This window comes from Micromonospora cremea (assembly GCF_900143515.1).
GTDB lineage: Bacteria > Actinomycetota > Actinomycetes > Mycobacteriales > Micromonosporaceae > Micromonospora > Micromonospora cremea.
Genome location: NZ_FSQT01000002.1, coordinates 4,420,395 through 4,432,597 on the forward strand (window position 1 = coordinate 4,420,395; position 12,203 = coordinate 4,432,597).

The 12,203-nt window shown below is 72.8% G+C and carries 15 protein-coding genes; 8 read left to right on the forward strand and 7 right to left on the reverse strand.

The features are described from left to right. Positions 1-64 precede the first annotated feature (64 nt). The 3 genes from BUS84_RS34205 to BUS84_RS40810 form a co-directional block, all read right to left on the reverse strand. Positions 65-1,696, reverse strand: a complete 1,632-nt coding sequence (locus BUS84_RS34205) for a RecQ family ATP-dependent DNA helicase (protein ID WP_074319332.1) — start codon at positions 1,694-1,696, stop codon at positions 65-67. Positions 1,697-1,771: 75 nt separating this feature from the next. Beyond that, positions 1,772-2,722, reverse strand: a complete 951-nt coding sequence (locus BUS84_RS34210) for a TIGR03557 family F420-dependent LLM class oxidoreductase (RefSeq protein ID WP_074318472.1) — start codon at positions 2,720-2,722, stop codon at positions 1,772-1,774. Positions 2,723-2,819: 97 nt separating this feature from the next. Further along, a complete protein-coding gene (locus BUS84_RS40810; protein WP_255421242.1) occupies positions 2,820-2,945 on the reverse strand; it encodes a hypothetical protein in 126 nt (41 codons plus the stop codon). A gap of 216 nt (positions 2,946-3,161) precedes the next feature. On the opposite strand from BUS84_RS40810, the gene BUS84_RS34215 reads away from it, so the two are divergent. Next, the gene (locus tag BUS84_RS34215; protein WP_074318473.1) at positions 3,162-4,652 is read left to right on the forward strand and encodes a glycoside hydrolase family 3 protein; all 1,491 of its coding nucleotides are present in this window, start codon (positions 3,162-3,164) and stop codon (positions 4,650-4,652) included. Between the two features lie 27 nt (positions 4,653-4,679). Here BUS84_RS34215 and BUS84_RS34220 read toward each other — a convergent pair whose 3' ends face one another. After that, positions 4,680-4,967, reverse strand: a complete 288-nt coding sequence (locus BUS84_RS34220; protein WP_074318474.1) for a GNAT family N-acetyltransferase — start codon at positions 4,965-4,967, stop codon at positions 4,680-4,682. Beyond that, positions 4,964-6,190: a cysteine desulfurase-like protein gene (locus BUS84_RS34225; protein WP_074319333.1), complete on the reverse strand. Its 1,227-nt coding sequence runs from the start codon at positions 6,188-6,190 to the stop codon at positions 4,964-4,966. The genes BUS84_RS34220 and BUS84_RS34225 overlap by 4 nt, the downstream gene beginning before the upstream one ends. A 106-nt stretch (positions 6,191-6,296) precedes the next feature. Here BUS84_RS34225 and BUS84_RS34230 point away from each other — a divergent pair, with 106 nt between their 5' ends. The 7 genes from BUS84_RS34230 (at position 6,297) to BUS84_RS34260 (ending at position 10,771) form a co-directional block, all read left to right on the forward strand. Continuing rightward, a complete protein-coding gene (locus BUS84_RS34230) occupies positions 6,297-6,662 on the forward strand; it encodes a hypothetical protein (RefSeq protein WP_074318475.1) in 366 nt (121 codons plus the stop codon). A gap of 58 nt (positions 6,663-6,720) precedes the next feature. Beyond that, a complete protein-coding gene (locus BUS84_RS34235) occupies positions 6,721-7,542 on the forward strand; it encodes a DUF1206 domain-containing protein (protein ID WP_074318476.1) in 822 nt (273 codons plus the stop codon). 82 nt (positions 7,543-7,624) lie between these two features. Further along, positions 7,625-8,821: a mechanosensitive ion channel family protein gene (locus BUS84_RS34240; protein ID WP_074318477.1), complete on the forward strand. Its 1,197-nt coding sequence runs from the start codon at positions 7,625-7,627 to the stop codon at positions 8,819-8,821. A 350-nt stretch (positions 8,822-9,171) separates the two neighbouring features. Continuing rightward, positions 9,172-9,606 (forward strand): phage holin family protein, encoded by a 435-nt coding sequence (locus BUS84_RS34245; protein WP_074318478.1) that lies wholly within the window; start codon positions 9,172-9,174, stop codon positions 9,604-9,606. Continuing rightward, a complete protein-coding gene (locus BUS84_RS34250; RefSeq protein WP_074318479.1) occupies positions 9,603-10,010 on the forward strand; it encodes a DUF3618 domain-containing protein in 408 nt (135 codons plus the stop codon). The genes BUS84_RS34245 and BUS84_RS34250 overlap by 4 nt, the downstream gene beginning before the upstream one ends. Further along, positions 10,007-10,279, forward strand: coding sequence for a DUF4235 domain-containing protein (locus BUS84_RS34255; protein WP_074318480.1), 273 nt, complete (start codon positions 10,007-10,009; stop codon positions 10,277-10,279). Before BUS84_RS34250 ends, BUS84_RS34255 begins: the two co-directional genes overlap by 4 nt. Positions 10,280-10,567: 288 nt before the next feature. Beyond that, positions 10,568-10,771, forward strand: coding sequence for a cold-shock protein (locus BUS84_RS34260; RefSeq protein ID WP_007075740.1), 204 nt, complete (start codon positions 10,568-10,570; stop codon positions 10,769-10,771). A 149-nt stretch (positions 10,772-10,920) separates the two neighbouring features. Here the strand turns inward: BUS84_RS34260 and BUS84_RS34265 are convergent, their stop codons facing one another. Both BUS84_RS34265 and BUS84_RS34270 read right to left on the reverse strand, forming a co-directional pair. After that, positions 10,921-11,115, reverse strand: coding sequence for a hypothetical protein (locus tag BUS84_RS34265; protein ID WP_074318481.1), 195 nt, complete (start codon positions 11,113-11,115; stop codon positions 10,921-10,923). A 94-nt stretch (positions 11,116-11,209) separates the two neighbouring features. Then, positions 11,210-12,193, reverse strand: coding sequence for an aldo/keto reductase (locus tag BUS84_RS34270; protein ID WP_074318482.1), 984 nt, complete (start codon positions 12,191-12,193; stop codon positions 11,210-11,212). Positions 12,194-12,203: the final 10 nt, after the last annotated feature.

A 12,203-nucleotide genomic window follows, 5' to 3' on the forward strand; every position in this document is an offset into this window, starting at 1 on the left:
AACGCCCCTTCCGCCCTGCTCTGCTTGGTCAATCGGTGGGCCCCGCGCCGGTGCCCGGCTCAGGCTAGTCCAGCGTCAGCAGGCCCTGTTCGGACACCACGCGCACGGACAGCGTCTTGTACCCCACCTCGTCGAACAGAACCGTCATCTTGTCCTCCTCGTACCCGAGCACCAGGCCGTGCCCCCACTCCGGGTGACGCACCTGGCTGTGCACCGGGAACGGCCCGACCGCGCCGTCGTCGGCGATGCTGGTGCCGGCGTGGCAATTGTCGCAGTGCCCGCAGACCTCGGTCATCTGCTCGCCGAAGTAGGCCAGCAGAGTCTGCCCGCGGCAGGCGGTGGTCTCGGCGAAGGCCCGCATCATGTCGGTCCGCGACCGGGTCACGGTCTGCTGTCGCTCCGCCTCGGCCAGCGCCGCCGCGGCGGCGTCCACCGGGGTCGGGGCGTAGCGGGAAGCGCCGATGCGCTGCCTGGCGCGCGGCTCGGCGGCCCCGACCTGCTCCAGCAGGGAGAGGTACTGGCCCAGCTTGCGTGGCCCGAGGCCGGTGGCCTCGCGCAGCTCGGTCTTGGTGGCCGGCTTGCGGCGCAGCAGCGCCGCCAGGTCGCGCAGCTCGTTCTCGTCCGGCAGGCCACCGCTGAAAAAGCGTTGCAGGCCCACGTCCTCGGCCTGCCACAGCAGCAGCACCCGGGCCGGCTGCCCGTCGCGGCCGGCCCGGCCGATCTCCTGGAAGTAGCTGTCCGGCGAGTCGGGCAGCGCCATGTGCACCACCCAGGCGATGTTCGGCTTGTCGATGCCCATCCCGAACGCCGACGTGGCCACCATGATCGGCACCTGGTCGGCGAGGAACGCCTCGTGCAGCTCGGCACGCGCACCGGCCGACATCCCGCCGTGGTAGCACTGCGCCGGCAAACCGGCGTCGGTCAACCGGGTGGCCAGCTCCTCGGCGGAGCGGCGGGTCGGCACGTAGATGATTCCCGGCCGCTCGTCGTCGCGCAGCAGCGCGACCAGCCGCCGCCACCGGTAGTCCTCGGTGGGGCAGTGCGCCACCTCTAGGAACAGGTTGGGCCGGTCCAGCCCGGAGACCACCACCTCCGGCTTGCGCAGCCGCAGCCGGGCGATGATGTCGTCGCGTACCGGTGGGGACGCGGTGGCGGTCAGCGCGACCACCGGCGGCCGGCCGATGCCCTCGATCAGGTGCCCGAGCGCCAGGTAGTCGGGGCGGAAGTCGTGCCCCCAGGCCGAGATGCAGTGCGCCTCGTCGATCGCCACCAGCGCCGGCTTGAGCGAGGCGACCTCGGCCATCCGGTCGGGGTTGCTCAGCTGCTCCGGGGTGATGAACAGGAACTCCGCCCGACCCTCGCGAATCTCGGTGATCGCCTCGGCCTGCTGGGCGGGCGTCTCGTTCGAGCTGATCCGCACCGCCCGCAGCTCCGGGCGTTGGCGTTCGTTGAGGGCCGCGATCTGGTCCTGCTGGAGGGCCAGCAGCGGCGAGATCACCACGGTGGGGCCGGGGATCAGGCTGGCCGGGATCTGGTAGATGGCTGACTTGCCGGCGCCGGTGGGCAGCACCACCAGGGCGTCCCGTCGCTTCATCACCGCGCGCATGGCGGCCAGCTGGTTGGGCCGCAGCGCGGTCCAGCCGAAGAGGCTCCGCGCCGCGCGGCGCAACGTCATCGAGTGCGTGGACAGTTTCATCGAGGGCCGGAGGTACCCGAGCCGATCACCGCCGAAACCGTCCCTGTCCTTGGCGGTCGTCAACCCCACCCCGGCTCAGCGCAGGCGGGGCAGGACCTCGCGCTGGTAGAGGTCGAACAGACCCTGGTGGTGCGGACCGATGTTCGCCACGTACACCTCGTCGAAGCCGGCCTTGGCGTACTTGTCGATCATCTCCAGGTGCGCGTCGGCGTTGTTGCCGCAGACGAACGCCTCCTTCATCATCTCCGGCTTGACCAGCTCGGCGACCTGCTCGAAGTGGCGCGGCGAGGGGAGCATCTGGGACAGCTCACCCGGCACCCCGGCGTTGGGCCAGCGCTCGTACGCGATCCGCATACCCTCGTCCTCGCTGGCCGCGTACGCCGCCTTGAAGCCGGCCTGACATGGCTTGTCGCCGCCGCCGTTCTCCCGGAAGCGCCGGATCATCTCGGCGTCGGGCTTGGTGTTCACGTAGCCGTCGCCGATCCGGGCGGCCAGGTCGATGGACTTCGGGCCGAAGCCGGAGATGTAGATCGGCGGGGGAGTGTCGGGCAGCGTGTAGATCCGGGCGTGCTCGACGGTGTAGTGCTTCCCGTGATGGTTGACGAAGTCGCCCGCCCACAGTTTGCGCAGCACCTCGACGGCCTCCTCCAGCATCTCCAGCCGGACGTCGGTCTGCGGCCAGGCGTCGCCGAAGATGTGCTCGTTGAGTGCCTCGCCGCTGCCGACGCCGAGCACGAACCGGCCGCCGTGCAGCACGGCGCTGGTCGCCGCCGCTTGGGCGATCACGGCCGGGTGGATCCGCACGGTCGGGCACGTCACCGCGCTGGTCACCGGCAGCGAACAGACCTGGCTCAGCGCGCCGATCATGGACCAGACGAACGGGCTCTGCCCCTGCGCGTCCGTCCACGGGTGGTAGTGGTCGGAGATCCACAGCGCCCCGAAGCCGGCCTGTTCGGCGCCGCGCGCCTGCTCCAGCAGTTCGGCCGGCGTGAACTCCTCACTGGACAGAATGTATCCGATCCTCATCGTTCCCCCTCGGCACGCGTGTCTGCTGATGGGGGAGCCGTACCCCGGTGACCGTCGGCCACACCCGGGGCCGGGCGCTCGAGCGGGTGGTCGGGTTTCAGCGCCGGCCGAACATCGCCCGGATCGCGGCGAGCAGCAGCAGGGCGCCGACCACCAGGCCGAGCAGGCGTACGCCGGGGATGTCGGCCGGGCTCGTCGCGTCGGCCAGCAGGGCGGGGTCCATCCCCGCACTCTCCCCGGGGACCGTGCCGTCCGGCAACTGTAAGGTTTATTGACTATTGAATCGCCCGGTGTGACCATGGCAGCACCGCCTGCCGTGGCGGTGCGCCGAGGGCGCGCGAGAGACGGGGTACGGGGGCCGCATGAGCGAGCGCAACCAGCGGGTCGGCGTGGGCGCGCCGGCGCCGGGGACCGACGCCGACCGCCACGAGGGGGCGGCGTGACCGCGCCCAGCGGGCACCTCCCGGCGCTGGCCGCCGCCGTCCTGCAACCGGGGTTCGTCGGCACCACCGCGCCACCGTGGGTGTGCCGCTGGCTCGGCGAGGGGCTCGGCTCGGTGGTGCTCTTCGCCCGCAACGTCGTCGATTCCGCCCAGGTGGCGGCGCTCACCGCGACCCTACGCGCCGAGCGACCCGACGTCATCGTGGCGATCGACGAGGAGGCCGGCGACGTCACCCGGATCGAGTCGGTCCACGGCAGCTCCCGGCCCGGCAACTTCGCCCTCGGCGCGGTCGACGACCCGGACCTGACCGAGGCGGTCGCCCGGGACCTCGGCGTCGAGCTGGCGGCCGCCGGAGTCACCCTCAACTACGCCCCGGACGCCGACGTCAACTCCAACCCGGCCAACCCGGTGATCGGGGTCCGCTCGTTCGGGGCCGACCCGGCTCTGGTCGCGCGGCACACCGCCGCCTGGGTACGCGGGCTCCAAGCCGGCGGCGTCGCCGCCTGCGCCAAGCACTTCCCCGGGCACGGCGACACCCGGGTCGACTCGCATCACGACCTGCCGCGGATCACTGCCGACCGGGACCGGCTGGACGCCTGCGAGCTGGCCCCGTTCCGGGCCGCCGTGGCGGCCGGGGTGCAGGCCGTGATGACCGGCCACCTGCTGGTGCCCGCGCTGGACCCGCAGCTGCCGGCCACGCTGAGCCCGCGCATCCTGGGCGGCCTGCTCCGCGACGAGCTGGGCTTCTCCGGCGTGGTGGTGACCGACGCGGTGGAGATGCGCGCGGTCGCCGACCGGTACGGCTTCGCCGGCGCGACGGTCCGCGCGCTCGCCGCCGGGGCCGACGCGATCTGCATCGGCGGCGAACGGGCCGACGAGCAGGCGGCCCGGGAGCTGCGCGACGCCATCGTGGCCGCCGTCGTTTCGGGCGAGCTGCCCGAGGAACGCCTCGCCGAGGCGGCCAAGCGGGTCGGTCAGCTCGCCGCCTGGACCGTGGCCGCCCGCACCGCCCGGTCGGCCGCGGCGCGCGACGCCGCCGATATCGGGCTGATCGCCGCCCGCCGCGCCATCCGGGTCACCGCCGGAGAGGCCGGGAGGGCCGCGCTGCCGCTGACCCGCGCCGCGCACGTGGTCGAGTTCGAGCCGCCGCGCAACATCGCCATCGGCGCGGAGACGCCGTGGGGAATCGGGGCGCCGCTGGGCGAGCTGCTGCCCGGCACGAGCACCGTCCGCTACGCCGAGCCCGACGTGCCGGGTGATCCGGGCGCCGGGGCCGAGGGCCGCCCCCTGGTGCTGGTGGTCCGCGACCTGCACCGGCACGACTGGATGCGCGCCGCGGTGCAGCGGGCTCTGGCCGTCCGGCCGGACGCGGTCGTGGTCGAGCTGGGTGTGCCCGAGCTGGTCACCGGCGCGGTGCACCTGGCCACCCATGGCGCCACCCGGGCCAGCGGGCAGGCCGCCGTCGAGGTGCTGACCGGCGCCCGCTGACCCGGGGCGGGCTGGGCCCGCCCGTCGTTACGGGAGCACGGCGACCAGGTCGGCGTACTCGGGGTGCTTGTCGATGTACGCCGCCACGAACGGGCACTGCGGCACCACCCTGCCGCCACGGGCCCGCACCTGGTCCAGGGCGCCCCGGATCAGCGCCCCGCCCACGCCCATGTTCTGGAAGCGCTGGTCCACCTCGGTGTGGGTGAAGACCACCACGTCACCACGGAGCAGGTACGCGCTGAAGCCGGCCAGCGCGTCGTCGACCAGGATCTCGAAACGGTTCTTGGCGGGGTTGTCCTCGACCAGGTTGCTCACCGGTCCATTCTCCCCGCGCCGTCGACCAGCACATCCAGTTCGGTGAGCAACCGGTCCACCTCGTCGGCGGTGTTGTAGTGGTAGATGCTGGCCCGGACCGCGCCGCCGCTGTCGCGCAGGCCCATCATCTGGAAGTACTCGTAGGCGTAGTAGTCGCCGGCGGAGAGGCAGAACCCCGCGGCACCCAGCGCCTCCTGGGTGTCCCCCGGCGACATCCCGGCGACCCGGAAGGAGACCGTCGGGCAGCGCCGGGCCGGGGATCCGTAGACGGTGATCTCGGGCCGCTCGGCCAGCCCGGCGAGCAGCCGGTCCAGCAGTGCCTCCTCGTGCGCCTGGGCCGCGGCCAGCCCGGCCCGCAGCCGCGCCCGCCGGTCGCCCACCGCGTCCGGGTCCAGCCCGGCCAGGTGGTCCACCGCGGCGGCCATGCCGGCCAGCAGCGGGAAGCTGGGAGTGCCGTACTCGAACCGGTCCGGCACCGCGTCGGAGGACGGCACCAGCTTCGCCGGGTGCAGCGCCGCCCACCGGGTGGGGTCGGCGACCATCGCCGCCAGGTGCGGTCCGGACCACTTGTAGGCGCTGGTGACCAGCACGTCGGCGCCGAGCGAGGCCAGGTCGGTCGGCCCGTGCGGCACCGAGTGCACCCCGTCGACGCAGACCAGCGCGCCGACCGCGTGCGCGATCTTCGCGATCGCCGGCACGTCCGGCACGGTCCCGATGGCGTTGCTGCCGGCGGTCACCGCGACCAGCCGGGTGCGCTCGCCGACCAGCTCGGCGTACTGGCCGGCGGGCAGCTCGCCGGTGTGCCGGTCGACCTCGGCCCAACGCACCGTCGCGCCGGCCGCCTCGGCGGCCTGCACCCACGGCCGCACGTTGGCGTCGTGGTCGAGCCGGGACACCACCACCTCGTCGCCGGGACGCCAGCCCGCGCCGAGCGTGCGGGCCAGGGTGTACGTCAGCGCGGTGGCGCTCGGGCCCAGCACCACCCCGGCCGGGTCGGCGTCGAGCAGGTCGGCCACCGCCGAGCGGGCCGCGGCGACCAGTTCCAGGGACCGGCGACCCGGTACGAAGGCGGCGCTGCGGTTACCGACCGCGCTGCGCATGGCGTCGGCGACCGCGTCGATCACACCGCCCGCGGTCTGGGTGCCCCCGGCCCCGTCGAAGTGGACGAATCCCTCGGTCAGGGCGGGGTAGGCGGCCCGGGTGCGGGCGATGTCGAAGGGCATGTCCCGGACCATAGCCGGTGCCCGGGCCGGGCCCGCGCGCCCGGGCGGCCCGTCCGATGATCACCGGCCGGCGGCCTTCTCGCGGTCGTCTCGTACTCTTGGCGAGGTGACGAACCCACCCGCCACCATCCCATTGACCCCCGTCCGCCGCGCCGCCGGCCTGTTCGCCGGTCTGGCGCTCGGCCTCGCCGTGCTCGCCGGCTGCAGTTCCCAGGGCGCCTCCACCGACTGTGGGCTGGACGCCTGCACGGTCACCTTCGAGCGGGGTGTCGACGCGAGCGCCACCATCCTGGGCGTCGAGGCCAAGCTGGTCGGCGCCGAGGGCGACCAGGTGACCGTCGAGGTCGCCGGGGAGCAGCTCACCCTCACCACCGGGCAGCAGGCCACCGAGGCCGGAGGCTTCGCGGTCACCCTGGACAGCGTCACCGACCAACAGGTCAAGATTCGCGTTTCGCGCAACCCGGGCAACTGACCCGTCGGGCGGCGGTGGCCGACGTTTGGGGATCTCCGAAATCGGAGATTGTGGCGGCATGTCACTCACCCGTAGCGCCGAAGCCACCGCCTCCCGTACGGCGGACAGCCGGTGGCTGGAACTCCTCGCCCGGGCCGGCTTCATCGGCTACGGCATCGTGCACCTGCTCTTCGCCTGGTTGGCGTTGCAGATCGCATTCGGTACGTCGTCCGACGACGGCGACCAGTCCGGCGCCCTGCGGACCCTCTCCGCCCAGCCGCTGGGCAAGTTCCTGGTCATCGCCACCGCGGTGGGCCTGCTCGCCATGGCGATCTGGCAGGCGCTGGAGGCGGCGGTGGGGCACCGCGCCGAGCGGGGCAGGGAGCGGGTCGTGGAGCGGCTCGCCTCGGCCGGCCGGACCATCGTGTACCTCTACTTCGCGTGGACCGCGTTCAAGGTCTTCAAGGACGCCTCGTCCAACAGCGCCGACCAGCAGGAGGCGTTGACCGGCAAGCTGATGACCTCCAGCGGTGGTCGCTGGCTGGTCGGCCTGGCCGGGCTGGTGCTCGCCGCGATCGGTGTGGGTCTGGTGATCTACGGCCTGGTCAAGCGGTTCGAGAAGCACCTGAAGACCGGCGAGATGAGCCCCAGGGCCCGCAAGCTGGCCCGCCGGCTGGGCATCGCCGGGTACGTCGCCAAGGGCATCGCGTACGGCATCGCCGGCCTGCTGATCATCGTGGCGGCGGTCAACTACGACCCGGAGAAGGCCCGCGGGCTGGACGCCGCGCTGCACACGCTGCGCGAGCAGTCGTACGGCACGATCCTGCTGAGCCTGGTCGCCCTCGGCATCGCCGCCTTCGGCCTCTTCTGCTTCCTCCAGTCCCGGTACCGCAAGGTCTGACCTGGTCGATTCCGGAGACGCCGGGCACTATTGGGCTTTTGCCCGAAGCACCGTCGCCCGGCCGGAGGGGAGCAACACGCACGTGGAGAGGTATCTCGAAACGGCCGTCGCCGCGCTCGCCGCGGCGGCGGTCGCTCTGTTCCTGGTTGAGGTCGTCCACCGGATCACCCGGCGGTTCGGCCGCCGGTCACTGCTGATGACCGAGCTGACCGACCACGCGCACCGGCCGTTCCAGGTCGCCGCGACGGTGCTCGCGGTGCAGTTCGCCGCCCGGTTCAGCACCGGGTACGCGGTCGGCGAAGGCTGGCGCCGGCTGCTGCTGCACCTGCTCATCCTCGGCGTCATCGCCACCGTGGCCTGGCTGGTGGCCTCGCTGCTGGTCGTCGTGGAGGACACCGCGCTGGCCCGGTTCCGGGTCGACGTGCCGGACAACCGGCACGCCCGGCGCGTACGGACCCAGGTGGTGATGCTGCGCCGGCTGACCATCGCGGTGATCGTGATCCTGGCCGTCGGCGTGATGCTGATGACGTTCCCGAGTGTGCGCGGCATCGGCGCCGGCGTGCTGACCTCCGCCGGTGTGGTCGGTGTGGTGGCCGCGCTGGCCGCGCAGAGCCTGCTCGGCAACGTGTTCGCCGGCCTCCAACTCGCCTTCAGCGATGCGGTCCGGCTCGACGACGTGGTGGTCGTCGAGGGGGAGTGGGGCCGGATCGAGGAGTTGACCCTCAGCTACGTGGTGGTGCAGATCTGGGACGACCGGCGGCTGATCCTGCCCACCTCGTACTTCACCAGCAAACCGTTCCAGAACTGGACGCGGACCGAGGCGGCGGTGCTCGGCACCGCCGAGTTCGACGTGGACTGGGCGGTGCCGGTGCAGACGATGCGGGAGGAGCTGCGCCGCCTGGTGGAGGGCACCGAGCTGTGGGACGGCCGGGTCTGCGTGCTGCAGGTGACCGACGCGACCGGCGGGACGGTCCGGGTGCGCGCGCTGGTCAGCGCCGCCGACGCCGGCAGCCTGTGGGATCTGCGCTGCCTGGTCCGCGAGCACCTGGTGGCGTGGATCCGGGACAACCGCCCCACCGCGATGCCCCGGTTGCGCACCGAGCTGGGTGACGCCAGCAGCGACCTGCCCTGGCAGTGGGTGCAGCCGCGGCGGCCGGTGCGCCGGTTGACCGACACCGAGGTGCCCGACGACGCGCGCGTGTTCGGCGGCAGCGACGACGGCGACGCCCGCAGCGAAGCCTTCGTCGGCCCCGAAGAAGCCCCAGCACCCCGCCCCTGAACCCCTGGCCCCTGTCCCCCCGCTGATCACGAGGGTGGCGACGCCGGTGATGGCGTCTCGCGCCGCCAACTCCATGATCAACGAGGCTGAGGGTGCGGCCCGGGCGTGTCCAGGGGGCGGGGCGGGGCGTTGGTGGGGCGGGGGAGTGCGGTCCGGTCCGTTCCGGGAGGTTTGACCGGGCTTAGGCGGGGGACCTGCTGCCGGACGTCTCTACCGTGATCGGGGCGGCCAGACGGCGCGCCGAGGGGCGCGCAACCGGACGACGGGAACGGCGAGCGGGTTGACGCGCTTTAGGATTGACGGGGGTCGACTCCGGGCATACAGCGCGGTGATGAGGAAAGGAGGACAGCATGGCTGACGTGGCGAACGCCCGCACATCCCAGAACGGGAGCGAGCCCTCCACCGCCGAGTTGGTGCAGCGGGCCGCCGAGCAGGTCTCCCGTCTGGTGCGGGACGAACTGGCGCTGGCCCGGGCGGAGTTGACCCAGAAGGGCAAGCACGCCGGCATCGGGATCGGTCTGTTCGGCGCAGGCGGCGCGCTCGCGTTCTTCGGCCTGGGCGCCCTGGTCGCCACGGCGATCCTGCTGCTCGACCTGGTGCTGCCCGCCTGGGCCGCCGCGCTGATCGTGGCGGTGGCCCTCTTCCTGCTGGCCGGCATCCTCGCCCTGGTGGGAAAGAAGCAGGTCAGCCGTGCGGTCCCGCCGGTTCCAGCGGCCACGGTCCGCAGCCTCCGCGCTGACGTGGACACCGTCACCGCCGCAGTGAAGGACAGGGGACGCGCATGACGGGCAACGGGACGGGCGACACCGAGGCGCTCCGCGAGGAGATTCGTCGCACCCGGGTCGAGCTGGGCGAGACGATGGAGGCGCTGGCCGCCAAGGCGGACGTCAAGGCGCGCCTGAAGGAATCCGCCGGGCAGGCGCGGGAGCGGGTGCGCGAGCAGGCGGCGCAGACCGTGGCCCGGGTGCGCGGGCAGGCGGCACAGAACGTGGCCCGGGTTCGCGGGCAGGCCGCGCGCCGCGCCGAGGTGGCGCGGACGCAGGCGCACGAGAAGGGCGGGCTGGTGCGGGCGCAGGCCCACGAGAAGGGCGAGTTGGTTCGACGCAACCCGGTGCCATGGGCGGCCATCGCCGCCGGTGCGGTGGCCACCGTGGTGGTGCTGATGATCGTGCGGGGGAGGCGTAGGTGAGCAAGGGCATCGGCAGGGCCGCGTACCGACCGGCCGGCGTGCTGCTGGGTATAGCCGCCGGTGCGATGGCCGGCGCGATCTTCCGGCAGGTCTGGAAGGTCACCGCGGGCGACGGCGAGGCGCCCAGCGCCACCGACGAGGACCGCGGCTGGGGCGAGATCCTGGCCGCCGCGGCGTTGCAGGGGGCCATCTTCGCGGTGGTCCGGGCCGCCGTGGACCGGGGCGGCGCGGTCGGCGTCCGCCGGATGACCGGCCACTGGCCGGACTGACCAGCGCAGCGACATCGGCCCCCTTCCCGCATCGACGGGCAGGGGGCCTTTCGCATGGCGTCGCACGCCGCCCAGCGATCTCAGGCATCCGTCAGGTCACATGTCGGAGAAATTCGTCGGAGAGGTCGTGCAGAGTTTTTGCGTACGTGATTTGCTGTTGCCGCTGTTGCGAGATGGCGTGGGTTGAGAGAAGTCTCCTTCGTGGGGGCCGCCTCAAACGCCGCTGCTCGAGAACGGCCAATTCGGCCGCACGGCGTGCACGGCCGCCAGTTTTAGAAGGAGATACACATGGCGCAGGGAACCGTGAAGTGGTTCAACGCTGACAAGGGCTTCGGCTTCATCACCGTCGACGGCGGGGGTGCTGACGTGTTCGTCCACTTCTCGGCCATCCAGACCAGCGGCTACCGCACGCTGGAGGAGAACCAGCGGGTGGAGTTCGAGATCGCTCAGGGTCAGAAGGGCCCGCAGGCTGAGCAGGTCCGTCCCATCTGAGTAGTGTGGCCGGCCCCCGCCGGCCAGTGGGACGATCCGGCCAGGGGTCGTTGTGTAGCCCCGTATCCCATCCGGGATACGGGGCTTTCCACGTCCCAGGCGCGGTTGGTCCGCCCCGACGCCACTGTGGAGACCGGCGTCCCGCCGCGTCAGCGTCGACGGCGGGAGTGCAGGCCGAGCCAGAGCAGCACCAGCCCCGCCAGGGCCACGATCGGGCCGAGCACCGCCCAGACCGGCTGGTCGGTCATCACACTGCCGCTGACGTAGCCCAGGCCCTGCACCGTCCACACCGCACCGATCACGACCGCCAGCAAACCGAGGGTGAGCGAAAGCCAGCCTCTCATCGCGTCCCCTCTCCGCCGGATCGGGCGGCGCCCCGCCGCGCGCTCCCAGCATCGCCGCCCGGGCGACGCCGTGCGAGCACCCAGGGCGCGCGGGTCACCACCGGTCGTGCACCTGCGGGCGGATCAGCTCGTCGTAGACCTCGCGCACGCCGGCCAGCTGCCCGGTAGAGAGCGGCGGCAGGTCGGCCGCGGCCGCGTTGCGCCGGGCCTGATCGGCGTCGCGGGCGCCGGGAATGACGACGGTGACGCCCGGCTGGTCCAGCACCCACCGCAGCGCGAACTGCGCCATCGTGCGGTCCGCGTCGACCAGCGGCGCCAGCCGGCGTACGGCGGCCAACCCCCGCTCGAAGTCGACGCCGGAGAACGTCTCGCCGACGTCGAACGCCTCGCCGTGCCGGTTGTAGTTGCGGTGGTCGTCGGCCGGGAACTCGGTGTGCTCGTCGTAGCGGCCGGAGAGCAGCCCGCTGGCCAGCGGCACCCGGGCGATGATGCCGACCCCGGCCGCCGCCGCGGCCGGCAGCACCTGCTCCAGTGGCTTGTGTCGTACCGCGTTGAGGATGATCTGGACGCTGGCCACCCCGGGCCGGGCGATCGCGGTGAGCGCCTGGTCGCAGGTCTCCACGCTGACCCCGTACCCGGCGATGGCTTTCTCCGCGACGAGGGTGTCCAGGGCGTCGAAGACCCCGTCGTCGGCGAAGACGGCCGTGGGCGGGCAGTGCAGCTGGACCAGGTCCAGGGTGTCCATCCCCAGGTTGGCCCGGGACCGGTCGGTCCACTGCCGGAAGTTGGTCAGGGTGTACGCCTCCGGCCGCTGCTCGACCCGGCGACCCATCTTGGTCGCGACGGTCAGCCCGGCGTCGGGCCGGGAGCGCAGGAAGCGGCCGATCAACTGCTCGCTGCGGCCGTCGCCGTACACGTCGGCGGTGTCCAGGAAGGTGACCCCGGCGTCCACGGCGGCGGCCAGCACGGCCATCGCGTCGTCCTCGCTGACGGTGCCCCAGTCCGCGCCGAGCTGCCAGGCGCCCAGGCCGACCATTCCGACGGTCCGGCCGAGCCGGTTGAAGCTGCGCTGTTCCATGCCCCGAGCC